Genomic DNA, 24,252 nt, shown 5'->3' with positions numbered 1-24,252 from the left:
TCTGGCTGCCAGAAGCCTTCTCTTCCTCTCCTGGCTATTGGTCAAGCCCTCGACCGATTAGTAGCAGTCAGCTCCATACGTTACCGCACTTCCACCTCTGCCCTATCTACCTCGTCGTCTTCAAGGGGTCTTACTTCCTAAGAATGGGATATCTCATCTCGAGGGGGGCTTCACGCTTAGATGCCTTCAGCGTTTATCCCTTCCCGGCTTGGCTACTCTGCCATGCTCTTGGTAGAACAACAGATACACCAGCGGCCAGTCCATCCCGGTCCTCTCGTACTAAGGACAGCTCCTCTCAAATATCCTACGCCCACGCCGGATAGGGACCGAACTGTCTCACGACGTTCTGAACCCAGCTCGCGTACCGCTTTAATGGGCGAACAGCCCAACCCTTGGGACCTACTACAGCCCCAGGATGCGATGAGCCGACATCGAGGTGCCAAACCACTCCGTCGATGTGAACTCTTGGGAGTGATAAGCCTGTTATCCCCAGGGTAGCTTTTATCCGTTGAGCGATGGCATTCCCACTTAATACCACCGGATCACTAAGTCCTACTTTCGTACCTGCTCCACCCGTCGGTGTCGCAGTCAAGCTCCCTTCTGCCTTTGCACTCTTCGAATGGTTTCCGTCCATTCTGAGGGAACCTTTGAGCGCCTCCGATACCCTTTCGGAGGCGACCGCCCCAGTCAAACTCCCCACCTGACATTGTCCCCCAGCCGGGTCACGGCTGCTGGTTAGAAACCCAATACCGCAAGGGTGGTATCCCAACGCCGACTCCGTGAAAACTGGCGTCCTCACTTCTTCGTCTCCCACCTATCCTGTACATGCAATACCGAATCCCAGTATCAAGCTGGAGTAAAGCTCCATGGGGTCTTTCCGTCCTGGCGCAGGTAACCAGCATCTTCACTGGTACTTCAATTTCACCGGATGCATTGTCGAGACAGCGCTCAAATCATTACGCCTTTCGTGCGGGTCGGAACTTACCCGACAAGGAATTTCGCTACCTTAGGACCGTTATAGTTACGGCCGCCGTTTACTGGGGCTTCAATTCAGAGCTTCGTTTCCTGACTCCTCCTCTTAACCTTCCAGCACCGGGCAGGCGTCAGCCCATATACCTCACCTTTCGGTTTTGCATAGACCTGTGTTTTTGCTAAACAGTTGCTTGAGCCTATTCTCTGCGGCCACATCTTCTGTGGCACCCCTTCTCCCGAAGTTACGGGGTCATTTTGCCGAGTTCCTTGACAATGCTTCTTCCGTCGGCCTTAGGATTCTCTCCTCATCCACCTGTGTCGGTTTCCGGTACGGGTACTGTATAAACAATAGCGGCTTTTCTTGACACATGGCTTACGCTCTTCGCTACTAACTTTCGCTCCGCATCACGTCTTCCCATTGCCACGCGGATTTGCCTACGTGACTGGTACCTCGCTTGCACCGGGCTTCCCATTCCCGGCTCGCACTCACCACATATGTCCCCACAGTTCTGTTACACAGCAGTGCAGGAATCTCCACCTGCTGTCCATCGACTACGACTTTCGTCCTCGCCTTAGGCCCCGACTTACCCAGAGCAGATCAGCTTTACTCTGGAAACCTTGGATATTCGGCCATAAGGATTCTCACCTTATTCTCGCTACTCATTCCGGCATTCTCTCTTCCATGCAGTCCACAGCTCCTTCCGGTACTGCTTCGTCCCACATGCAATGCTCCTCTACCAATCTTTCGATTCCTCAGCTTCGGTGTCGTGTTTTAGCCCCGGACATTTTCGGCGCAGGACCTCTCGACTAGTGAGCTATTACGCACTCTTTGAATGTATGGCTGCTTCTAAGCCAACATCCTAGTTGTCTTCGAAATCCCACATCCTTTTCCACTTAACACGCACTTTGGGACCTTAGCTGGAGGTCTGGGCTCTTTCCCTTTTGACTGCCCAACTTATCTCGTGCAGTCTGACTCCCGATCATCAATTACACGGCATTCGGAGTTTGATATTCTTCGGTAAGCTTTGACGCCCCCTAGGAAATTCAGTGCTCTACCTCCGCAAATCTAAATCGAGGCTAGCCCTAAAGCTATTTCGAGGAGAACCAGCTATCTCCGGGTTCGATTGGAATTTCTCCCCTATCCACACCTCATCCCCACCCTTTTCAACGGATGTGGGTTCGGCCCTCCATTGCCTTTTACGGCAACTTCAGCCTGGACATGGATAGATCACCCGGTTTCGGGTCTACTCTTACTGACTTTGGCCCTATTAAGACTTGGTTTCCCTACGGCTCCAGACCTTTAAGTCCTTAACCTTGCCAGTAAGCGTAACTCGCCGGACCGTTCTACAAAAAGTACGCGGTTCACCACATAAGGGTGTTCCACAGCTTGTAAACACAGGGTTTCAGGTTCTCTTTCACTCCCCTCCCGGGGTTCTTTTCACCTTTCCTTCACAGTACTATCCGCTATCGGTCACTAAGTAGTATTTAGCCTTAGGGGGTGGTCCCCCTGATTTCCCGCAAGGTTCCACGTGTCTCGCGGTACTCTGGATCCTGCTCAGTCTCTTCGGTTTTCGTGTACGGGGCTTTCACCCTCTCTGGCCGGCTTTCCCAAAACCGTTCTTCTAACCTTAGAGAATCTTAAATGCAGTCCGTAACCCCAGTGTGCACGCACACTGGTTTAGGCTCCTCCCATTTCGCTCGCCGCTACTTTGGGAATCGAGTTTTCTTTCTTTTCCTCCGGGTACTTAGATGTTTCAGTTCCCCGGGTTCCCTTCCATACACTATGGATTCATGTATGGATGACAGAGGTCTTCTCTGCCGGGTTTCCCCATTCGGACATCCGCGGATCAAGGGATATTTGCTCCTCCCCGCGGCTTTTCGCAGCTTATCACGTCCTTCTTCGGCTCTTAGTGCCAAGGCATCCGCCCTGCGCTCTTTTTGCTTGACCATCTGCTGTTATAGCGTTAACAGCTTGGCCTTCTTTCCTCTTGATGATAACTTATCATCGATGTCTTCCTATCTTGCGCGTTACCTAAGTAAGTGCACCATTGAATGCGTCCCTACCAGGCAACACGGCGTTTTTCAAGGATTTATTTCTCATGTATGCAATTTTCAAGGTACAATCCTGACTGATGTTTTATCAGCCATGAAAACAGACAATCTCTTCTCTGCTTTCATCACTGGTAAAACCAGTTATTGGAACAGCATTTCCCTGCTGATGTAGGTTGCATGGTTCCGACCATGCCGTTTTATCTCAACAGCTTTCCACTGTTATTTTCTTTTAATCTGGCAGCCACCTACTCTCCCACACCGTCTCCAGTGCAGTACCCTCGGCCGTCTGGGTCTTAACCGTCGTGTTCGGGATGGGTACGGGTGTCTCCCCCAAACGCATCGCCGCCAGAAGCATTGAGTACTTAGTGAGGCGCTCCGCACCGAACTTAGTACGAAAGCTGTTCTTCGCACCCCTGTGCGCAAGAACTTCCTCCTCCCTTAATACCTCAACAGTAAAACACATGTCTCCTCTACTCCTTCTCTTTTCCTTAGAAAGGAGGTGATCCAGCCGCACCTTCCGATACGGCTACCTTGTTACGACTTCACCCCAGTTATCAGTCCCACCTTCGGCAGCTCCCTCCTTTCGGTTGGGTCACTGACTTCGGGCGTTACTGACTCCCATGGTGTGACGGGCGGTGTGTACAAGACCCGGGAACGTATTCACCGCGACATTCTGATTCGCGATTACTAGCGATTCCAGCTTCATGTAGTCGAGTTGCAGACTACAATCCGAACTGAGACGTTATTTTTGAGATTTGCTCCAGGTCACCCCTTCGCTTCCCTTTGTTTACGCCATTGTAGCACGTGTGTAGCCCAAATCATAAGGGGCATGATGATTTGACGTCATCCCCACCTTCCTCCAGGTTATCCCTGGCAGTCTCCCTAGAGTGCCCAGCTCTACCTGCTGGCTACTAAGAATAAGGGTTGCGCTCGTTGCGGGACTTAACCCAACATCTCACGACACGAGCTGACGACAACCATGCACCACCTGTCTCCTCTGTTCCGAAGAAAAGGGAACATTACTTCCCGGTCAGAGGGATGTCAAGATTTGGTAAGGTTCTTCGCGTTGCTTCGAATTAAACCACATGCTCCACCGCTTGTGCGGGTCCCCGTCAATTCCTTTGAGTTTCATTCTTGCGAACGTACTCCCCAGGTGGAATACTTATTGCGTTTGCTGCGGCACCGAATGGCTTTGCCACCCGACACCTAGTATTCATCGTTTACAGCGTGGACTACCAGGGTATCTAATCCTGTTTGCTCCCCACGCTTTCGAGCCTCAACGTCAGTTACCGTCCAGCAGGCCGCCTTCGCCACTGGTGTTCCTCCTAATATCTACGCATTTCACCGCTACACTAGGAATTCCGCTTGCCTCTCCGGCACTCAAGTCTGACAGTTTCCAATGCAGTCCACAGGTTGAGCCCATGCCTTTCACATCAGACTTGCCAAACCGTCTACGCTCCCTTTACACCCAGTAAATCCGGATAACGCTTGCCCCTTACGTATTACCGCGGCTGCTGGCACGTAATTAGCCGGGGCTTCTTAGTCAGGTACCGTCACTTTCTTCCCTGCTGATAGAAGTTTACATACCGAGATACTTCTTCCTTCACGCGGCGTCGCTGCATCAGGGTTTCCCCCATTGTGCAATATTCCCCACTGCTGCCTCCCGTAGGAGTTTGGGCCGTGTCTCAGTCCCAATGTGGCCGTTCACCCTCTCAGGCCGGCTATGGATCGTCGCCTTGGTGGGCCGTTACCTCACCAACTAGCTAATCCAACGCGGGTCCATCCTATACCACCTCAGTTTTTCACACCGCTTCATGCGAAGCTGTGCGCTTATGCGGTATTAGCAGTCATTTCTAACTGTTATCCCCCTGTATAGGGCAGGTTACCCACGCGTTACTCACCCGTCCGCCACTCAGTCAATAGAAAACTTCAACCGAAATCTCCGTTCTCTATCGCTTCGTTCGACTTGCATGTGTTAAGCACGCCGCCAGCGTTCATCCTGAGCCAGGATCAAACTCTCTGAATTAGTGTTTGATGTCTCAGGATAACCCTTGGCTATCCTAATTCCTCATTACTGCTTTTGGTTCGTTCAAACCGTTCTTGAATGTAAAGAATTTTCGAGTTCTATGTGTTTTACTGTTCAGTTATCAAGGTTCTTTGCTTCCCTCTCGCGAGTCAGCTTGATTATCTTACCAAACCGCTTTCTGTTTGTCAAGAACTTTTTTAGCTTTTTTAAACTTTTTTGTCAGTTCCTGGCGCCTCGCTTGAAGCAGCTTTGTTATACTACCATGTCTTTCCTCTCCTGTCAAGAACTTTTTTCAAGTTTTTTTGACTTTCTTTTGACTGATTAATATAACGAACGGAGAAGGAGGGATTTGAACCCTCGCGCCGCGCAAACGACCTACACCCTTAGCAGGGGCGCCTCTTCAGCCACTTGAGTACTTCTCCAATGCCTGATTTATATAAAATCTGCAATTTTTTTATGCGCCAATCACAAGCGCATATTGAATTATATATAAAAAAAACCGCCTTGTCAACGGTTTTTTTCCATTTTTTATATTTTTTTGTAACTATTCAGCCATGCGATTGATGAGAACAAAAATCCGGAGCAAGCTTACTTGCAGAGAAGTTTGTCTCTTATCAGGCATATGGCACTTAGTCATATGCGAGGATTTGGCCGCATATGCGGCGATATAAGCTGCACAGCAGTTAATCCGAGCTGTTATGGCTGAATAGTTACATTTTTTCTATTTCTCATATTCCGAAATAGCAGTTTCAATACGCCTTTTCACCTCATCTGCAATTTCGGTGGTTTTCATATCTCGATATTCCTCATAGGTAAGTGGAGGCAGAAAATGAATATGTACTGTCATTTTCTCCACAGATCCTGTATCAAAAGCCTTATAAGAATCCACCAATGCTATAGGTACAATAGGGCATCTTGCCTTTGTGGCCGCCTTAAAACTACCGCCTTTGAAATCTAAAAGCTTATTTCCCTGCCTGCTTCTAGTTCCCTCAGCAAAAATGAGGAAATTTCTTCCTTGTTTCACTTCTTTTGTGACATTTAAAATTACCTGCATGGACTGTTTTACATCTTCTCTGTCCATAGCGTATGCTTTCATACATGCAAACACTTGTTTTAAGAATTGGATATTTTGCAGTTCTTTTTTCATAACCACTGCAAACGGTATTGGACACGCATCAATGATTGCCAATACATCATATAATCCTTGATGATTTGGATAAAAAATAAATCCTTTTTCCTTCGGTATATTCTCCACCCCATGGGCGTCAATCGTAATTTTTCCTCCCCAATTGGCCCTGTATACAATTTTTTTCAACATTGCATATCTTTGCTCTTCTGTATATTTGTCTACATGACTTGCATAATAGCAGAGTCTTATCCAGCCAAAAGGTACAAAAATCAAGTTTCGAAATACCATCATCAATATTCTTTTCATGGCAGTCTTCTCCATTCTTCCGTCGCTGTCTCATATAAATTATTTCCCTGTGAATCAATCACTACAATAACTGGAAAATCTTCTACCTCTAACTCGCGAATCGCTTCTGTACCTAAATCTTCATAAGCCACTATTTTAGATGAGAGAATTTTTTTTGACAACAGAGCTCCCGCTCCTCCTACGGCTGCAAAATATACTCCTTTATTCCTGACAATCGCATTTTTGACTTCTTCTGTCCTTTTTCCTTTTCCAATCATACCTCTCATTCCTAAATCCATCAGTCTAGGTGCGTATTTGTCCATCCGGCTGGCCGTAGTAGGACCTGCTGACCCAATAGGGCGGCCTTCTCTGGCCGGGGAAGGTCCCATATAGTAGATTATTGTCCCTTCTATATTAATTGGAAGTTCATCTCCTCTATCCAAAGTCTCTGACATTCTCTTATGAGCAGCATCTCTCGCTGTATAAATAGTTCCAGTTAATTTTACATAATCACCTGCTCGCAGTTCTTCGATTACTTCTGTTTCTAAAGGCAGATATATCTGTTTCTCCATACCTTTTCTCCTTTTATATTGTTCTTACTATATGTCTGTTCACATGACAACATATATTAACTGCCACTGGCAGCCCTGCGATATGTGTAGGATAGGTATTGATATTGACTGCAAAAGCTGTCACTGTTCCTCCCAATCCACCTGGCCCAATACCCAAACTATTGATTTTTTCCAGCATCTCTTTTTCCAAATCTCTTATGTAAGGAATTGGGGAACTTTCGTTTGCCGGTCTGGTCAACGCTTGTTTTGCCATCAACGCACACTTTTCAAAAGTACCACCGATCCCTACTCCGACTACCATCGGCGGACAGGCATTCGGTCCTGCATCGTCTACCGCTTGTAAGATTGCCTTTTTCACTCCTTCTATTCCATCTGCCGGTTTCAGCATAAAGACACGGCTCATGTTTTCGCTTCCAAATCCTTTTGGAGCAAGAGTAATTTTTATTTGTTCTCCCGGAACAATGGAATAGTGAATGACTGCCGGTGTATTATCTTTCGTATTTTCCCTGATCAGAGGGTCTTTTACCACAGATTTTCTCAGATATCCCTGCACATATCCCTGTCGCACTCCCTCATTTATAGCCTCTTCTACATTTCCACCTTCTAGGTGTACATCTTGGCCAATTTCCAAAAAGATTACTGCCATCCCCGTATCCTGACAGATAGGAATCCGGTCCTCTTTCGCAATTTTCAGATTGTCTTCCAGCTGTTCCAAAATCTGCTTTCCCAAAACAGACTCCTCGCAGCTTTTCGCCTCTGCCAATTTTTCCTGCATATCCTGTGAGAGTTCATGATTTACCAGAATACACATTTCTCTAATCTGTTCTGTGATTTCTTGAACTTGTACTGTCCTCATTTTCTATCTCCTCATAAAACAAAGAGGACTTGCGCCTCTTCCTTTTTCAATCTCTTTATAAAAGAATTTTCTCTACATTCCCATAGAGATTAAACTGTCAGAAGCTCCCTCTGACATTATCTCTTTCACTTATAGGAAAGACCCTGTCACATTTATATGTGAAAGTTCTTTCCTATAATGTAAATGCTTTGCAGAATTTTTTATAATAACTTACTGCTTATTTTATCCTCGTATCCTGGATTTTTCTTTATAAACACCTCATAAGCTTTCGTGTAGTCTTTATATACATCTGTGTTCATAAAAGCAGCATAGTCGGTCGCCGCCTGTCGACTCATTTTCTCAGTGATATCATCAGAAGGCATTATATAATATTTCCCATCTTTCTTTCTGGTCATATACGTTGAAATACAAGGATACGCTTTCTTATTTCCAAGATTTAGCTCATAATATACATATACCAATGCATATTTTTTGTATTCTTTTATTGTGTCGCATTTAATCACTTCGATACTTTTTGCATCATGTGCTTTAAAATATTTTATGGTCCCATCAATCTCCGCCTGCGTAGTTTTATCTGCTTTTTCATCAATTCCATAGCACTCCAAGATTGTCTTTTCTTTTTCTTTGTCATAGGCTTTGATCAGAGATTTCACCACTCCTTCCGGCGATTTGTGACTAACCCCACAGCCGCTGGCGACCACTATAAACATTAAGCATACTAAAAGTAAACGAACTCCCTTTTTCATAATAACTATTCTTCCCCTTTTGTACTCTCTTGCGACAAATTACTTGTTAATACCTGTGCACTTTCCTCTACTTTTTCTCTTACTTTTGCAACACTGGCGACCTTTACCCCTTCATCCAGATTAATTAATTTTACACCTGAAGTAATTCTTCCCAGCATTGAAATGTCTGAACACTGAAGGCGTATGATGATTCCCTCTGTAGTAATCATCATCACCTCATTTTCTTCATTCACTGCCTTGACACCAATCACATTTCCAGTCTTCTCAGTGATTTTATAACACTTCACTCCTTTTCCACCACGGTTCTGACAGGTAAACTCGCTTATAGATGTTCTCTTTCCCATTCCTTTTTCTGATACAAACAGCAGACAATCCCCTTGCGTATCTAGCTGCATACCTACAACTTCGTCGCTGTCTGACAGATTCATACCTCTTACTCCCATGGACACTCTTCCTGTGCTTCTGACATCATTTTCTTTAAATCGGATACACATGCCTTCTTTCGTAACCAATATAATATGTTTCTTGTTATCCGTATATTTTACCTCTATCAGCTCATCTTCATCTCTTAGCACAATCGCGGCTAATCCTGTCTTCCGTACATGTTCATAATCCAAAATAGGAGTCCGTTTCACTAACCCTTTCTTGGTGACCATCATCAAATATTTTCCCTCTTCAAACTTGTTGAGCGGAATTACTGCTGTGATCTTTTCTCCTGGCGCAAGCTGAAGAAGATTGATGATCGCAGTTCCCCTGGCCGTACGTCCAGCCTCTGGAATCTCATAGGCTTTCAAACGATAGACTTTTCCTGTGTTTGTAAAAAACATCAGATAATGATGAGTGGTAGTCATCAAGAGTTCTTCAATATAATCGTTCTCGATGGTCTGCATTCCTTTAATCCCTTTTCCGCCTCGATTCTGGCTGCGGAAATTATCTACGGTCATTCTCTTGATATACCCTAATTTAGTCATAGTAATAACCGTGTTCTGTTTTGGTATCAGATCTTCCATGGAAATATCAAACTCATCAAATCCGATCTGTGTCCTCCTGTCATCTCCATACTTTTCTGAAATCAGCAGAATCTCTTCGCGCACAACTCTTAACAGCAAATTTCTATCGGCCAAAATTGCTTTATATTTTCGAATCTTTTCCATTAACTCCGCATATTCTGCTTCCAGTTTCTCTCTTTCCAGACCTGTCAGCGCTCTCAATCGCATATCAATGATTGCCTGAGCTTGAACCTCCGTTAATCCAAACCTCTCCATCAATTGCTCTTTTGCCGTTTGAGGAGTTCTGGCCCCTCGGATAATACGAATTACCTCATCAATATTATCCAATGCCTTTAAAAGTCCTTCTAAGATATGTGCTCTCTCCTGCGCTTTGTTCAGTTCATACTGCGTTCTCCTGGTAACAACCTCTTCCTGATGCGCCAGATAATGCTTCAACATCTCTAAGAGATTCATAATCTTTGGCTGATTATTAATCAGCGCCAGCATAATCACTCCAAAGGTATCTTGAAGCTGCGTATGTTTATATAATTGATTTAAAACTACATTGGCATTGGCATCTTTTTTCAGATCAATGCATATTCTCATACCTTCCCGGTTAGAATGGTCATTAAGATCTGTAATCCCTTCAACCTTTTTATCTCTTACCAGCTCGGCAATTTTTTCGATTAGACGTGCTTTGTTTACCAAGTATGGAAGCTCTGTGACTATAATACGGCTCTTTCCATTGGGCAGGCTCTCAATATCTGTCACTGCCCGAACACGGATTTTTCCTCTTCCTGTGCGGTATGCCTCCTCAATTCCGTGAGTACCCAGTATCGTAGCCCCTGTCGGAAAATCAGGCCCTTTTATCACTTGGAGAATTTCTTCCAGGCTGGTATCTCTGTCCTCCTCGATGATATTATCAATAATTTTTACTACTCCGTCGATCACTTCTTTTAGATTGTGAGGTGGAATATTTGTAGCCATTCCCACTGCAATACCGGAAGTTCCATTCACCAGCAAATTAGGATAGCGCGAGGGCAGAACCACCGGTTCTCTCTCAGTCTCGTCAAAGTTGGGGACAAAATCAACTGTATTCTTATTGATGTCCGCCAACATTTCCATAGAAATTTTACTCAGACGTGCCTCTGTGTAACGCATAGCAGCCGCTCCATCTCCGTCCACAGAGCCAAAATTTCCATGTCCATCCACCAGAGGATATCTCGTAGACCACTCTTGGGCCATATTTACCAGTGCTCCATAGATGGAACTGTCCCCATGGGGATGGTATTTACCCATGGTATCTCCGACAATACGCGCGCATTTTCTGTGCGGTTTGTCAGGACCATTGTTCAATTCTATCATTGAGTACAGAACTCTTCTCTGTACTGGTTTTAATCCATCTCTTACATCGGGCAGCGCACGGGCAGCAATTACACTCATCGCGTAATCGATATAAGAAGTCTCCATGGTCTTCTTCAGATCAACATCATGGACTTTGTCAAAAATATTGTCTTCCATTATCTTCCTCCTGCTAACTGAGCTTCAGTTCGTCTGGTTAAATATCCAGATTTTTTACAAACCGTGCATTTTCTTCGATGAACTCCCGCCGCGGCTCGACCTTGTCTCCCATCAGAGTTGTAAATGTTAAGTCAATTTCCGCTGAAGATTCCTCATCCATGGTGACACGCAGCAATATACGCTTTTCTGGGTCCATAGTAGTCTCCCACAATTGGTCCGCATCCATCTCTCCCAAACCTTTATATCGCTGAATTTTATTATTCCCATCACGACCTATCTCTGTCAAAATCCGATTCAGCTCATCATCGCTGTACGCATACCATACTTTCTTATTCTTCTCCACTTTATAGAGAGGCGGCTGCGCCAAATATACATACCCCTGTTTTATCAATTCTGGCATAAAACGATAGAGAAATGTCAAAAGTAAAGTCGCAATATGCGCCCCATCCACATCGGCATCCGTCATAATGATAATCTTGTGATATCTCAGTTTCGTAATGTCAAAATCCTCATGGATTCCGGTTCCAAAAGCTGTAATCATCGCTTTGATCTCTTTATTTGCATAAATTTTATCCAGCCTTGCCTTCTCCACATTGAGGATTTTACCTCTTAATGGAAGAATTGCCTGAGTAGCGCGGCTTCTGGCAGTCTTTGCTGAACCTCCGGCAGAATCTCCCTCCACAATGTAAATCTCGCAGTTTTCCGGATTTTTATCAGAACAATCAGCCAGTTTTCCTGGCAGGGACATTCCATCCAGCGCAGATTTTCTGCGAGTCAGATCTCTGGCCTTTCTCGCCGCATCCCTGGCTCTTTGTGCCAGCAGAGATTTCTCTACAATCACCTTAGCAACAGATGGATTCTGTTCCAAAAACAGCTCCAGTTGTTTACTCACAATATTGTCCACCGCACCTCTAGCTTCACTATTACCCAACTTCTGCTTCGTCTGACCCTCAAACTGTGGTTCCTCGATCTTAACGCTGACAATGGCTGCCAGCCCTTCTCTAATATCTTCACCGCTGAGATTCGGCTCACTGTCCTTTAACAGCTTATTCTTTCTCGCATAGTCATTAAATGTCTTTGTCAGAGCGTTTCGAAAACCTACCACATGGGTTCCCCCTTCAGGGGTTGTGATATTATTTACAAATCCATAGGTGTTCTCTGTATAGGAATCATTGTGCTGCATGGCTACTTCCACAAACACTCCGTCTTTTTCTCCCTCACAATAAATAACCTCAGGATAGAGTTCCGTCTTACTACGATTCAGATATTTGACAAATTCTTTGATTCCGCCTTCGTAGTGAAAAGTATGACTGATTCTCTCATCTGTTCTCTCATCCGTCAGCACAATTTTCAGACCTTTTGTCAAAAAGGCCATTTCACGGAATCTCTGCTTTAAAATATCATAGTCGTACACTGTCTCCTCAAAAATTTTTTTATCCGGCAGAAAGCTTACCATAGTCCCTGTCTTCTCTGGCTCACATTCTCCCACGATCTTTAATTTGTAGACTGTGTTTCCTCTCTCATATCGCTGGCGATAGACCTTTCCCTCATGATAAATCGTAACTTCCAGCCATTCTGACAGTGCATTTACCACTGACGCACCTACTCCGTGCAGTCCTCCGGACACTTTGTATCCTCCGCCGCCAAATTTACCGCCTGCATGTAGTATTGTAAATACAACCTCCACAGCCGGTATTCCTGCCTTGTGATTGATTCCCACAGGAATCCCCCGTCCATTGTCAATGACCGTAATGGAATCTCCCGAATTTATCGTCACCTGTATTTCATCACAAAATCCAGCCAGAGCTTCATCCACTGCATTGTCTACAATCTCATAGACCAAATGATGCAGCCCACGGCTGGATGTACTTCCTATATACATTCCGGGTCTCTTACGTACAGCTTCCAGTCCTTCCAGAATCTGGATTTGATCGGCCCCGTATTCTTCCAAATTTTCTGTACCCATCTTATTCCTCCCGTTCATTTTTAGATGCTATCATCCAACTCCACAAGTGCCAACGAAGTCCCTCAATTTACAAGAACACACAGTGCCCTGGAAAAACAATTGGTTGCATCTGATTTCCTTCAAAACAATATCTGTGCTGCTCTTGTAAACCGAGGGTTTGTGGTCAATATTGAATAATAACTAGACACACTTATACTAATCTAGTATATCATAAAATCACTTGATTTTCCAGCTATTTTACGATATACTATTTGGCTTCTGTAACAGTTTGCGTGCATCACGAACCGCAGGTGAGTGGACAGCAACAACAGTTCATCCATACAGTGTACGGGAAGCATAAAACATACTTGTATGTTTTTGTGAGAGAACATTTGTATGAACTAAGCGCCTTTTCATGAGCAAAATGGTGGCGTCAGCCACAATAAATACGCAGTACGATTTTACGAATGGCGTTGGCTGAACTGTTTCTACCCCTAAAACGTGCACATCCTTAGCAAATCATTTCCTATAACAGAAAACTGCCCACAGAATTTAATCTGTGAGCAGTTTCTGATAAATTTCTCTTTTGGTAGTTCCCCGATCCTTCGCCACCTGTTTCATGGCGTTCTTTCTCTCCATTCCCTGTTCTTCGTAATATTTCATGTGTTCTTCCAAAGTCATTTTCATCCATTCCTTACGACTTTCTTCTTCCTTCTCTGCTTGGCTTTTTCCCTCGATCACTAAAACACATTCTCCCTTTGGTTCCTGAGTCTGGTAATATTCAAGCAGTCCATCTAAACTGGACACAAAAGCTGTCTCATGTTTTTTCGTGATTTCTCTGCACAGAGTTGCCCTGCGGTCTCCAAGAAACTCCCTAAGCTCTTTCAGCGTTTTTATCAGTCGATGGGGTGCCTCATACAAAACAATGGTCCGCGTCTCTTGAATCAATTCATCCAACACCTTTTTCCGTTCTTTTTTATCTGCGGGCAGAAATGCCTCAAATGCAAACCTACGGGTCGGAAGTCCTGACATAGTCAAAGCTGTGATACAAGCTACCGGACCTGGCAGAGAGGTGACTTCTATTTCTTCCTGATAACACATGTCTACCAGTTCTTCTCCCGGGTCTGATATTCCCGGCGTCCCTGCATCCGTAATCAGCGCAATGTTTTTTCCGCTCAATAGCTTTTCTACGAGCTTTCGGCCTTTCTCAATTTTATTGTACTCGTGATAACTGGTCATAGGTGTTGAAATCTGAAAATGATTCAAGAGCTTTATGCTGTTTCTCGTATCTTCCGCGGCAATCAAATCCACTTCTTTTAATGTTCTCAATACCCGAAAGGTGATATCCTCCAGATTTCCAATGGGTGTCGCGCACAGATATAATTTTCCGCTCATCTTACGCTCCTTTCCAAAACTCTAGCCCATTCCATAGGTTTCGAGTATTTCACGGGTATACACACCCGGTTTTTCATATACGATTAACGGTTTCTCCACGGTAATTCTGGACCTTCCTCCGTACAGCGCTTCAATCAGCACCATATTAGGCTCCCTGTCCACATAAGGATAGACCAGGCGCATTCTTTTCGGCTCTAACTTATGCTCATGAAGCGTTCCCAATATCTCAGTCAGGCGAAACGGCCGGTGTACCAGATAAAATCTGCCCTTTGATTTTAATACATTGGCCGCCTGGCTTACCACATCCTCCAAAGTACATAAAACTTCATGGCGCGCAATTGCTTTTGGCATATGGGGATTGACTAAGCCATGCTGTCCTATCATATAAGGCGGATTACAGGTAACTACGTCAAAAGAAGCCCTGCCAAAAATGGCAGAAGCTTCTTTCACATCTCCTGTTACAATCCGAATTTCTTTTTCCAGATGATTGTAAGAAACACTTCGCCTGGCCATATCAGCACACATTTCCTGTATCTCCAAGCCAGTAAAGTCTCTACCTTCTGTTTTTGCTCTCAGCAAAATCGGTATGATTCCTGTCCCGCAGCACATATCCAACACTTTTTCTTCCGGCCTTACTCTTGCAAAACCAGACAACAGAACTGCGTCCATTCCAAAACAAAACTTCTGCGGGTCCTGTATCAGACAATATCCATTTTGAAGATCGTCCAGGCGTTCTCCTTCCAACAATACATCTCTCATTCTAACTTGGATTTTCCTCCCTCATCTTCTAGGGCTTTCAGTTCTCTCAGCTCTTGTTCTGTCAGCTTTACTTTTTTCTTACGTGGACGGAATTTCAATTCTTCCGCCTTATATTCCCGAATTTCTTTCTCATCGTTAATATCTACGACTACCTTTACTTGTTGACGAAGCACATTCACACTGTGTACATTTCCCTGCAGTCCCTCAGGAGTCGTGACAACATCTCCAATAGCCGGAAGCTTTTTATTCAGCTCCTCATAAGTCTCTTGTTCGTTTTTCAGACAGCACATCAATCGCCCGCAGACTCCCGATATCTTCGTCTGATTCAGAGATAAATTCTGCTCCTTTGCCATCTTAATAGAAACAGGAACAAACTCTGACAAATATGTGTGACAACAAAGCTCCCTGCCACAGATTCCCATTCCTCCCAAAATTTTCGTCTCATCCCTTACACCGATCTGGCGAAGCTCAATCCGGGTCTTAAAAATGGAAGCCAAATCCTTAACTAACTGCCGAAAATCAATTCTTCCGTCTGCGGTAAAATAGAACAATACTTTATTGTTGTCAAAAGTATACTCCGCATCGATCAATTTCATGGCTAAGCCATGCTCCTGTATTTTCTTCAAACATATCCGAAACGCTTCTTTTTCCTTTTTTCGGTTCTGTTCTTCTCTCTCATCGTCCTTCGGCGTTGCAATGCGGATTACCTCTTTCAAAGGCTGAATCACTTTTTCATCTTCCACATCTCTAGGAGCCAGAACTACCTTTCCGTACTCCACTCCTCTAGCTGTCTCCACAATTACGTGATCGTCTGCTTCAATTTGCAGGTTCTTGGGGCTGAAATAATATATTTTTCCCACGTTTCGAAATCGAACACCAACAACTCTTATCATGTCATTTCTCCCTGATTGTCAGGAACAGCAATTCCATAGCAAGATCGAAATTGACATTCGCTCTCAGACGGGTCTTGGTCTTCTCTAAGGCTTCCAAAATTTTTTCCAATCCCTCATAGGACCTCTCACTTGCCTGTTCCCTAATATAATTAATTTCCTGTTTAAATACCAGATTGTCAATCTCTCTGGTAGCCTTAAACATCAGCACATCTCTAAACCAAAACATCATCATATCCAAATAGTCATTGACATTTTGTTTGTCCTGAGAAATCTCTTTGATCGCATCCACCAACTCAAAGACTTCCATGCGATTTACATTTTTTAAAATGTGCAGCACATTCTCAGTCATCTTCGCAAAGTCTTCTGAGGTAGCCGCTTCTTTTGCCTTCCCTATACTTCCCTGGGCGTACGATGCATCCACCTCCGCCTGATAATCCGGTACCTGAAGATGTTCCATCAGATAGTCCTTCACAAGCGCATCATCCACTACCTTCATATCCAAACGTATACATCTGGATTGAATCGTCGGTAAAAGCCCATCAACGTTTTCTGTTAAGAGTATAATCACCGCATAGCTTGGTGGCTCTTCGATAGTCTTCAGCAAGGCATTCTGTGCCTGTGGCGTCATCTTATCTGCCTCTGGAATAATATAAATCTTATATTCACTGTTATAAGGTTTTATATCGACATCCAAAATCAACTGCTGACGTATTTCATCAATACTTATGGAATTAGGCTTTTCATGGGTCACTTGAATGATATCTGGATGATTTTTGCCCAGTGCTTTTTTACACGAATCACAAGTCTGACAAGGTTCAAATCCATCTTTTTCACATTGAAGCGCCATGGCAAATGTAGATGCCATTAATTTCTTGCCTGCACCCTTATCTCCATAGAATATATAAGAATGGGATACTTTTCCTGTCTCTATGGCGTTTTTCAGATGTTCCACTACATCTTCATGACCAATAATTGAATCAAAACCGCTCACAAAAATCACCTCCCTGATCATGTGTCATTTTTATATTTATGTTAACACAAATAACATTTAATTTAAAGTTCTATTTTCATCACTGTTCACACCGTTCATTTCTAATCTGATATAATCCTCAATCTCTCCAATACAAAGAGAGAGATCGTCATTCTCGAACCGTCTGTCGATCTGAACTTTCTGTAGCTTTTCCTCTGAAAAGTCTTCACAGTCGGCCAAAAAACGTCTACACATCTCCGCATACTGAGGAATTTTCTGTTTTCCTTCACGAATCAGAGCTCTGGACAATCTCTCTCCGTCCTCGACCTCTATATAGATTGGACAAATTTTATCCTGGCCAAAATAATCTTTCAGCTTTTTATAAGACTCCAGCGTCCCTATTCCCAGATAGTTCCAATGCTTCAAATCCAACTGCTCATCATCCCCTGTAAAATACGTCCATTTTCCATGCACAGTTTCGTAGGAACGGTACTCAATAATTTTTCCTTCTAAAAGCATCTTCTCAAAATAAGCATTGTCCACAAAGAAGTACTCATTTCCATTTACTTCTCCACATCGAATAGGCCTCGTTGTGTATAAAATCAGGCGATGAAGCTTCAAATCTGTCTTTTCCAAAAGAGACTTATAAATTTTGTCTTTCCCCGATGCGCTTTTTCCCATGATATAGAAAATTCTTCCCATTTTCTCCCAACTTACTCCTCATACCACTGTTTTTATCCATTTTCCCTCTAAGTCCGCCAATCCTTGGATCTCAATTCCCTGTTTCCTATATCTGTCCAAAGCCCTCAAAAGGCTTTTAGATATCTTTTCCCCTGGCGTAAGCAGAGGAATTCCAGGCGGGTAGAGATAAACAAATTCCGCAGATATTTCTCCCTCGCTCTGATTTAAAAGAACTTTCTTTGTGGATTTTTCCAAAGCTTCTGCAATAGTAATTTTCTGCACAGGCATATCCTCTTTATCTATAACGAATCTTTTTTCCCATTCTCTTCGTTTTTCTGACGGAACCTGAGCATCTATCTCACCCATAGCTTTTATCAGCCGTCTCATTCCATTCTGACTGTCACATACAGAAGAGATTCCTAACACGTATCTCTCCGCTTCCATCTCCATCTCCAAATGGTAGTCTTCTCTCAGTTTGTGATTCAGCCAGTGTCCATTTCCTATTCCTTCTGGGAGACAAAAAAGAAGCTTAGACAAATCCACATCCTTCACATTTTTTTTTCCTATCAGTTCTTCTCCTACGAGACGTATATTTTTTAATTTTTTTAAATCTGCTCTCGTACTTTTCAGAAGCTGGACATAAGCCTCCCAATACAAAGCCGCCTCTTCCGCCAGAAATCCTACGCACCAGTCAATACTGGCCATTAATAAATAGGACGGACTGCTGCTTTGATAGATTCCCATAAATCTTTGCAGACGGTCTCTTTCTACCCTGTCACTGCATCTGTGCAAAAGTGCTGTCTGAGTCAATGCCGGAAGCGTCTTGTGCATACTTTGAATAACCAGATCTGCACCTTCGTCCACAGCAGAATTTGGAAAAAATTCAGAAAACCTAAAATGTGCCCCATGAGCTTCATCCACAATCAGAGGAATTCCATATCTGTGTACAATCTCACTGATTTTTTTTATATCAGAGACAATACCGTCATAAGTCGGCGACGTGATTAACACAGCTTTTATATCTCTGTCTTCATCCAAAGCTCTCGACACTTCCTCTGGATCGACGCCCCCATTGATTTCATACTCTCTGAATACTTCTGGATATAGATAGACTGGAATCAAATTTCTGAGGTAAATTCCATGATATACAGCCTTATGACAATTTCTAGACATCAGTATCTTTTTCCCTGGCTCCATCGCCGCTGAAACTGCCGTCAGCAATGCTGCTGTACTACCGTTGACACTTAGAAAACTCTCCCGAACGCCATATAGTTTTGCAGCATTTTTTTGAACCTCCGCCAAAATTCCTTCTGGATGATGCAAATTGTCAAAACCGTCGATCTCTGTGATATCCATTTCCCATGGTATGTTTTTTTCCAAAGAAAAAGGATTACGTTTATGTCCCGGCATATGAAAGGGATAGTAATCCTTTTTGCTATAACTTTTTAACTGATGATATAATTCCCGCATTTTACACTTTAAATCGATAGCCTACGCCCCAGATCGTCTCAATATACTGAGGTTTCGCTGTATTAAATTCTATTTTCTCACGGATTTTTTTGATATGAACCGTCACAGTAGCAATATCCCCCACTGATTCCATATCCCAGATTTCTCGGAACAACTCTTCTTTTGTAAACACGCGGTTCGGATTTTCTGCAAGAAAAGTAAGCAAATCAAATTCTTTCGTTGTAAATGTTGTCTCCTCACCATTTACCCACACTCTTCTAGCCGTTTTATCTATCTTAATTCCACGAATCTCAACCACATCATTTTTAGGCATTCCGCTACCCACCAATCTCTCATAACGGTCCAAATGTGCCTTTACTCTGGCTACCAATTCGCTGGGACTAAAAGGCTTCGTCATATAGTCGTCTGCTCCGAGACCAAGTCCTCTTATCTTATCAATATCATCCTTCTTTGCCGATACCATGATAATCGGCGTATTTTTAATCTCTCTCACCTGTCGGCAAATATCAAACCCATCTACTTCTGGAAGCATCAGATCTAGGATAATTAAATCAAAATCTTCTTCCATAGCTCTCTTTAGTCCAATATCGCCACGATGAGCAATCTCCACCTCGAAGCCGCTGATCTCCAGATAATCTCTTTCCAAATCTGCAATCGCTTCTTCATCTTCTACAATTAAAATCTTACTCATTCTGCTGGCACCTCCTGGTATTTTCTTAACACAAAGTACATGATTGTCCCTATTCCTTCCCGGCTAGTGGCCCACACTTTGCCCCCATGATCTTCCATGATCTTCTTCACAATAGATAAGCCGATTCCGCTTCCACCTTTTGAAGAATTTCTGGACACATCTGTACGATAAAAACGATCAAAAATATTCGTTAAATCTTTGGCAGCTATTCCTTTTCCATTATCCTCAATCTCAATCTGAATAAAATCTCCCACATCTTTAACCCTGATCTGGATGATTCCTTTTTTCTTATCCATATATTTAATGGAATTGCTGATAATATTATGTATCACTCTTCTAATCTGTTCGCCGTCGGCAATAATCTGAACCTTATTATCAACATAATTTGCGTAGACCAATTCAATATTGCGTGTTTCCATCTCCACACTCAGTTCTTCCGCACAGTCATTGAAATAGTCCTCTACATTTAATTTGCTAAAAGTATAGGGAATGCGATTCGTATCAATTTTAGAATAGAAAGTCAACTCATTGATAAGATGATCCATTTCATTTGTTTTATTGTAAATTGTCCGGATATACCTCTCCATTTTTTCAGGGGTATCTGCAATGCCATCCATAATACCTTCCACATATCCCTTAATTGCCGTCATAGGTGTCTTCAAATCATGAGAAATATTGCTGATTAATTCCTTATTTTCTTTATCCAGCACAACTCTCTCCTCTGCAGATTCCTTGAGTCTCTTTCTCATGTCCTCAAAGTCTTTACAAAGTTCCGAGAATTCATCCGTTCCCTCTACATCCAAAACAAAATCTAAATTTCCTGCTTTGATATTATGAGTTGCTTTTTTTAATTTTACCAAAGGTCCTGCGACACTCCGATAAATCCAAGATCCTACAGAAAGGCCAGTAATAACTAAAATCATAAATGCAGAAAAGAATAAATCTTTCGTCATTAACTGTACTCTTGCTGTCCTTGAAGCGCTATCTAATATGCTGATATCATAGGTGGGTTCCTCACTCATTTCTTCTGTCACGTGCTGCTGCGCCTGATACTCTCCCAAACCGTACAAAGTAGCAGCAAACAGCAGCAGTGGCACCAGAATAATCATGAGAAAACCCACTATAATCTTTGTCCTTAGTTTCATTCCAATCCCGTCCTATGTCGATATTTGTATTTATTATAACATATACGGTATTTGGAGTCTCTTAATTTTTTATAAATACTTTTTAAGAATATCAACCTTATCCAATTTTTCCCATGGAAGATCTAAATCGTTTCTTCCAAAATGGCCATATGCGGCTGTCTGTTTATAGATCGGTCTTCTCAGATTCAACATTTTGATAATTCCAGCAGGTCTCAAGTCAAAATTCTCACGGATAATTTCAACTAATTTTGTGCTCTCTAATTTTCCTGTTCCAAAAGTCTCCACGCTGATAGAAGTCGGATGTGCCACTCCTATCGCATAAGAGAGCTGAATCTCACACTTATCTGCCAGTCCAGCTGCAACAATATTTTTAGCCACATACCGAGCTGCATACGCCGCAGAACGGTCTACCTTTGTGCAGTCTTTTCCAGAAAATGCTCCGCCTCCGTGACGTCCATATCCACCGTAACTGTCCACAATAATCTTTCTGCCTGTCAAACCGCTGTCTCCATGAGGTCCGCCAATTACAAAACGGCCCGTGGGATTGATAAACAGTTTTGTCTCACTGTCAATCATTTCTTCTGGAATGATTGGGTCAAATACATACTTTTTAATATCCCTGTGAATTTGTTCCTGTGTCACATCAGGGTCATGTTGGGTAGAACATACCACTGCATCCAGACGAATCGGCTTTCCATCCTCACTGTATTCCACAGTCACCTGAGTCTTACCATCAGGCCTTAAGTACGACAGAGTACCATCCTTACGTACCTTTGTCAGCTGACGCGCAAGCTTATGTGCCATATTAATCGCATAAGGCATGTATTCTTCTGTCTCATTAGAGGCATATCCAAACATCATCCCTTGATCTCCTGCTCCAATCGCATCCAAATCCGTATCTGTCATCTGGTTTTCTTTTGCCTCTAAAGCTTTATCCACACCCATAGCAATGTCTGAGGACTGCTCATCAATGGCAGTGATCACACCACAGGTATCTGCATCAAAACCAAATTTCCCTCTGGTATAGCCAATTTCTCGTACTGTATCACGGACTATTTTTTGAATGTCTACATAGGCTTTCGTTGTGATCTCACCCATAACAAGTACTAATCCTGTAGTGGTACAAGTCTCACACGCCACACGACTCATAGGGTCCTGTTCCATCAATGCATCTAAGATTGCGTCAGAAATCTGATCGCACATTTTATCTGGATGTCCCTCGGTCACAGATTCAGAAGTAAATAAAATTTTTTCCATCTTTCTTTCTCCTCTTGATATTTTTCAGTTTTTTTTTGATCTTAGGAAATTCAACGGATTTTCCTAGTAACAAAGTAGGCAAGCCCACTTCAGCTCCCCCATCCCTTCCGTTTTTGAAGGGTGCAGCTCACTTTGTTCGCCGCCGCAACACCGCTTTGCGGTGAACTACCCTATTGCGGCCTGCGCATCCTGCCCGGAGGGCTTTTATTTACTAGGAAATCCAACGGATTTTCCTAGTAAATAAAAATTGAGTCCATCATAAGATGGACTCAATAGATTATCTTATCAAATCCTCTTATTGTTCGAATTTCTTCGCTCAGGTTGGCACCTTCCTTTTGTCAGGGGTTGCCGTGGTTTCACTGATCCTTAATATCTCCACCACTCTGAATAAGAGAAAAACTATCATTATTCCCAAATATGTTATCCTACTTGAAGGCAGAATTTCTGAATTTCTTTTTCTGTAGTAACCCTCTCGATTTCCGCCCCAAGACTCTTCAGCTTCTCCTCAAATCTCTCGTAGCCTCTCTGAATATACACAATATCATCCACTACCGTTATGCCCTCTGCTGCCAATCCTGCAATCACAAGAGCCGCTCCTGCTCGCAAGTCCGGAGCGCTGACTCTGGCACCAGTCAATCCTTCCACTCCATCAATAATTGCACTGTTGCCCTCCACTTTTATATTGGCGCCCATTCTGGACAGCTCGTCAACATATTTGAATCTATTTTCAAAAATACTTTCTGTCACAATACTTGTACCCTTGGCCAAAGCTAGTGTGACCGCTATCTGTGGCTGCATATCTGTGGGATATCCCGGATATGGAAGAGTCTTCACGTGAGTACGAGTCAATCTTTTGTTCGCCACGATGCGAACCGCGTCATCGAATTCTTCCACTTGACATCCAATCTCTTCTAACTTCGCAGTCGTCGCCTCCAGATGTTTTGGAATCACGTTTTTAACCGTCACATCGCCTTTTGTAGCCGCCGCCGCAAACATGAAAGTGCCTGCTTCAATCTGATCTGGTATAATTGCGTATTCCGTACGATGTAGTTTTTCTACACCCTTAATACGTATAATGTCGGTACCCGCACCTTTGATGTTCGCACCCATACTGTTCAAAAAGTTTGCGACATCCACGACATGAGGCTCTCTCGCCGCATTCTCAATAATTGTTCTGCCCGGAGCCATAGCTGCTGCCATCATAATATTGATCGTAGCTCCCACTGATACCATATCCAAAAAGATATGACTTCCATGCATATTCTCAGCTCTGGCCACAATCGCTCCATGCTTAATCTCTACGGTCGCACCTAGAGCACGAAAACCTTTTAAATGTTGATCAATCGGACGGCTTCCAATGTTGCAGCCTCCCGGAAGAGGTACCTCTGCGTGTTTATATTTTCCCAGCAGAGCTCCCAACAAATAATAAGAAGCACGAATTTTTTTGATGTATTCATAGTCAACACTGACATCTGAAATCGTCGAACCGTTAATTTTTACTGTAGAACTATTGATTCTCTCCACCTGTGCGCCAATTCCAGAAATAGCTTCCAATAACACATTGATATCTCTGACGTCCGGGAGATTCTCAATCAAAATAGTCTCGTCTGTCATAATAGCTGCTGAAAGAATTCCCAACGCTGCATTTTTAGCTCCGGCAATCTCTACTTCACCAACTAAAGGATTTCCGCCTTTAATTACATACTGTTCCATAACACACCTCTAAGTTTATTTATTAACTCCTCTGAAGGCATCGTCTAATTTTCACCTGGCTGATTTTATAAAAAACGCTTAATAATTCAGTCTCAACTTGTTTACAGCCATGTCATAAAATATTTACTTTTTGGAATATTCTATAACATTTTTTTACATTTGTAAATCAAAACAACTGTTCTACT

16 protein-coding genes, 1 tRNA gene, 3 rRNA genes and 1 riboswitch are annotated in these 24,252 nt (G+C 43.3%); all 20 genes read right to left on the bottom strand.

Translation table 11 applies throughout. From position 1 onward, the window contains the following. Positions 1 to 36: 36 nt before the first annotated feature. Positions 37 to 2,921, bottom strand: a 23S ribosomal RNA gene (locus BLHYD_RS00155). A 335-nt stretch (positions 2,922 to 3,256) separates the two neighbouring features. Further along, a 5S ribosomal RNA gene (gene rrf, locus BLHYD_RS00150) occupies positions 3,257 to 3,374 on the bottom strand. A 142-nt stretch (positions 3,375 to 3,516) separates the two neighbouring features. Beyond that, positions 3,517 to 5,050 (bottom strand): 16S ribosomal RNA (locus BLHYD_RS00145). The 16S, 23S and 5S rRNA genes sit together here with 1 tRNA gene alongside, the layout of an rRNA operon. A gap of 334 nt (positions 5,051 to 5,384) precedes the next feature. Beyond that, positions 5,385 to 5,472 (bottom strand) — tRNA-Ser (locus BLHYD_RS00140). A gap of 299 nt (positions 5,473 to 5,771) precedes the next feature. Next, the gene (locus BLHYD_RS00135) at positions 5,772 to 6,485 is read right to left on the bottom strand and encodes a lysophospholipid acyltransferase family protein (RefSeq protein ID WP_021844461.1); all 714 of its coding nucleotides are present in this window, start codon (positions 6,483 to 6,485) and stop codon (positions 5,772 to 5,774) included. Next, entirely contained in the window at positions 6,482 to 7,036 is a 555-nt protein-coding gene (locus BLHYD_RS00130) for a Fe-S-containing hydro-lyase (protein ID WP_005952469.1), read from the bottom strand. The genes BLHYD_RS00135 and BLHYD_RS00130 overlap by 4 nt, the downstream gene beginning before the upstream one ends. A gap of 13 nt (positions 7,037 to 7,049) precedes the next feature. Further along, positions 7,050 to 7,892 carry a fumarate hydratase gene (locus BLHYD_RS00125; protein ID WP_005952468.1) on the bottom strand — a complete coding sequence of 281 codons (843 nt, stop codon included), beginning with the start codon at positions 7,890 to 7,892 and terminating at the stop codon, positions 7,050 to 7,052. Positions 7,893 to 8,092: 200 nt separating this feature from the next. After that, complete coding sequence (locus BLHYD_RS00120) at positions 8,093 to 8,638, bottom strand: hypothetical protein (RefSeq protein WP_005952467.1); 546 nt, start codon at positions 8,636 to 8,638, stop codon at positions 8,093 to 8,095. A 5-nt stretch (positions 8,639 to 8,643) separates the two neighbouring features. Continuing rightward, on the bottom strand, positions 8,644 to 11,148 hold the full coding sequence (gyrA, locus tag BLHYD_RS00115) for a DNA gyrase subunit A (RefSeq protein ID WP_005952466.1): 2,505 nt from the start codon (positions 11,146 to 11,148) through the stop codon (positions 8,644 to 8,646). Positions 11,149 to 11,185: 37 nt separating this feature from the next. Next, positions 11,186 to 13,114 carry a DNA topoisomerase (ATP-hydrolyzing) subunit B gene (gene gyrB, locus BLHYD_RS00110; RefSeq protein WP_021844458.1) on the bottom strand — a complete coding sequence of 643 codons (1,929 nt, stop codon included), beginning with the start codon at positions 13,112 to 13,114 and terminating at the stop codon, positions 11,186 to 11,188. Between the two features lie 531 nt (positions 13,115 to 13,645). Then, on the bottom strand, positions 13,646 to 14,488 hold the full coding sequence (rsmI, locus tag BLHYD_RS00105; protein ID WP_005952462.1) for a 16S rRNA (cytidine(1402)-2'-O)-methyltransferase: 843 nt from the start codon (positions 14,486 to 14,488) through the stop codon (positions 13,646 to 13,648). Between the two features lie 21 nt (positions 14,489 to 14,509). Then, the gene (locus BLHYD_RS00100; protein ID WP_005952461.1) at positions 14,510 to 15,247 is read right to left on the bottom strand and encodes a tRNA1(Val) (adenine(37)-N6)-methyltransferase; all 738 of its coding nucleotides are present in this window, start codon (positions 15,245 to 15,247) and stop codon (positions 14,510 to 14,512) included. Then, positions 15,244 to 16,140: a PSP1 domain-containing protein gene (locus tag BLHYD_RS00095; protein WP_021844456.1), complete on the bottom strand. Its 897-nt coding sequence runs from the start codon at positions 16,138 to 16,140 to the stop codon at positions 15,244 to 15,246. The genes BLHYD_RS00100 and BLHYD_RS00095 overlap by 4 nt, the downstream gene beginning before the upstream one ends. A 1-nt stretch (position 16,141) precedes the next feature. Beyond that, complete coding sequence (holB, locus tag BLHYD_RS00090; protein ID WP_021844455.1) at positions 16,142 to 17,131, bottom strand: DNA polymerase III subunit delta'; 990 nt, start codon at positions 17,129 to 17,131, stop codon at positions 16,142 to 16,144. Between the two features lie 57 nt (positions 17,132 to 17,188). Beyond that, positions 17,189 to 17,812 (bottom strand): nucleoside/nucleotide kinase family protein, encoded by a 624-nt coding sequence (locus BLHYD_RS00085; RefSeq protein WP_005952457.1) that lies wholly within the window; start codon positions 17,810 to 17,812, stop codon positions 17,189 to 17,191. 18 nt (positions 17,813 to 17,830) lie between these two features. Beyond that, complete coding sequence (locus BLHYD_RS00080; protein WP_322141403.1) at positions 17,831 to 19,201, bottom strand: aminotransferase class I/II-fold pyridoxal phosphate-dependent enzyme; 1,371 nt, start codon at positions 19,199 to 19,201, stop codon at positions 17,831 to 17,833. 61 nt (positions 19,202 to 19,262) lie between these two features. Continuing rightward, positions 19,263 to 19,952 carry a response regulator transcription factor gene (locus BLHYD_RS00075; protein ID WP_005952454.1) on the bottom strand — a complete coding sequence of 230 codons (690 nt, stop codon included), beginning with the start codon at positions 19,950 to 19,952 and terminating at the stop codon, positions 19,263 to 19,265. Next, positions 19,949 to 21,097 carry a sensor histidine kinase gene (locus BLHYD_RS00070; protein ID WP_005952453.1) on the bottom strand — a complete coding sequence of 383 codons (1,149 nt, stop codon included), beginning with the start codon at positions 21,095 to 21,097 and terminating at the stop codon, positions 19,949 to 19,951. Before BLHYD_RS00070 ends, BLHYD_RS00075 begins: the two co-directional genes overlap by 4 nt. A 69-nt stretch (positions 21,098 to 21,166) precedes the next feature. Beyond that, positions 21,167 to 22,354: a methionine adenosyltransferase gene (gene metK / locus BLHYD_RS00065; protein WP_005952452.1), complete on the bottom strand. Its 1,188-nt coding sequence runs from the start codon at positions 22,352 to 22,354 to the stop codon at positions 21,167 to 21,169. Between the two features lie 292 nt (positions 22,355 to 22,646). Then, positions 22,647 to 22,748: riboswitch (SAM riboswitch) on the bottom strand. Between the two features lie 26 nt (positions 22,749 to 22,774). After that, complete coding sequence (locus BLHYD_RS00060; protein ID WP_005952451.1) at positions 22,775 to 24,067, bottom strand: UDP-N-acetylglucosamine 1-carboxyvinyltransferase; 1,293 nt, start codon at positions 24,065 to 24,067, stop codon at positions 22,775 to 22,777. Positions 24,068 to 24,252 lie beyond the last annotated feature (185 nt).

The organism is Blautia hydrogenotrophica DSM 10507 (genome assembly GCF_034356035.1).
In the GTDB taxonomy this organism is placed as follows: Bacteria; Bacillota; Clostridia; order Lachnospirales; family Lachnospiraceae; genus Blautia_A; species Blautia_A hydrogenotrophica.
This window is presented reverse-complemented; position numbering and strand designations above follow the sequence as displayed.

What these genes read in the sequence shown, in the direction of transcription:
- BLHYD_RS00135 (WP_021844461.1), bottom strand. Translation starts at nt 6,485, where the DNA reads ATGAAAAGAATATTGATGATGGTATTTCGAAACTTGATTTTTGTACCT.
- BLHYD_RS00130 (WP_005952469.1), bottom strand. Translation starts at nt 7,036, where the DNA reads ATGGAGAAACAGATATATCTGCCTTTAGAAACAGAAGTAATCGAAGAA.
- BLHYD_RS00125 (WP_005952468.1), bottom strand. Translation starts at nt 7,892, where the DNA reads ATGAGGACAGTACAAGTTCAAGAAATCACAGAACAGATTAGAGAAATG.
- BLHYD_RS00120 (WP_005952467.1), bottom strand. Translation starts at nt 8,638, where the DNA reads ATGAAAAAGGGAGTTCGTTTACTTTTAGTATGCTTAATGTTTATAGTG.
- gyrA (WP_005952466.1), bottom strand. Translation starts at nt 11,148, where the DNA reads ATGGAAGACAATATTTTTGACAAAGTCCATGATGTTGATCTGAAGAAG.
- gyrB (WP_021844458.1), bottom strand. Translation starts at nt 13,114, where the DNA reads ATGGGTACAGAAAATTTGGAAGAATACGGGGCCGATCAAATCCAGATT.
- rsmI (WP_005952462.1), bottom strand. Translation starts at nt 14,488, where the DNA reads ATGAGCGGAAAATTATATCTGTGCGCGACACCCATTGGAAATCTGGAG.
- BLHYD_RS00100 (WP_005952461.1), bottom strand. Translation starts at nt 15,247, where the DNA reads ATGAGAGATGTATTGTTGGAAGGAGAACGCCTGGACGATCTTCAAAAT.
- BLHYD_RS00095 (WP_021844456.1), bottom strand. Translation starts at nt 16,140, where the DNA reads ATGATAAGAGTTGTTGGTGTTCGATTTCGAAACGTGGGAAAAATATAT.
- BLHYD_RS00085 (WP_005952457.1), bottom strand. Translation starts at nt 17,812, where the DNA reads ATGGGAAGAATTTTCTATATCATGGGAAAAAGCGCATCGGGGAAAGAC.
- BLHYD_RS00080 (WP_322141403.1), bottom strand. Translation starts at nt 19,201, where the DNA reads ATGCCGGGACATAAACGTAATCCTTTTTCTTTGGAAAAAAACATACCA.
- BLHYD_RS00075 (WP_005952454.1), bottom strand. Translation starts at nt 19,952, where the DNA reads ATGAGTAAGATTTTAATTGTAGAAGATGAAGAAGCGATTGCAGATTTG.
- BLHYD_RS00070 (WP_005952453.1), bottom strand. Translation starts at nt 21,097, where the DNA reads ATGAAACTAAGGACAAAGATTATAGTGGGTTTTCTCATGATTATTCTG.
- metK (WP_005952452.1), bottom strand. Translation starts at nt 22,354, where the DNA reads ATGGAAAAAATTTTATTTACTTCTGAATCTGTGACCGAGGGACATCCA.
- BLHYD_RS00060 (WP_005952451.1), bottom strand. Translation starts at nt 24,067, where the DNA reads ATGGAACAGTATGTAATTAAAGGCGGAAATCCTTTAGTTGGTGAAGTA.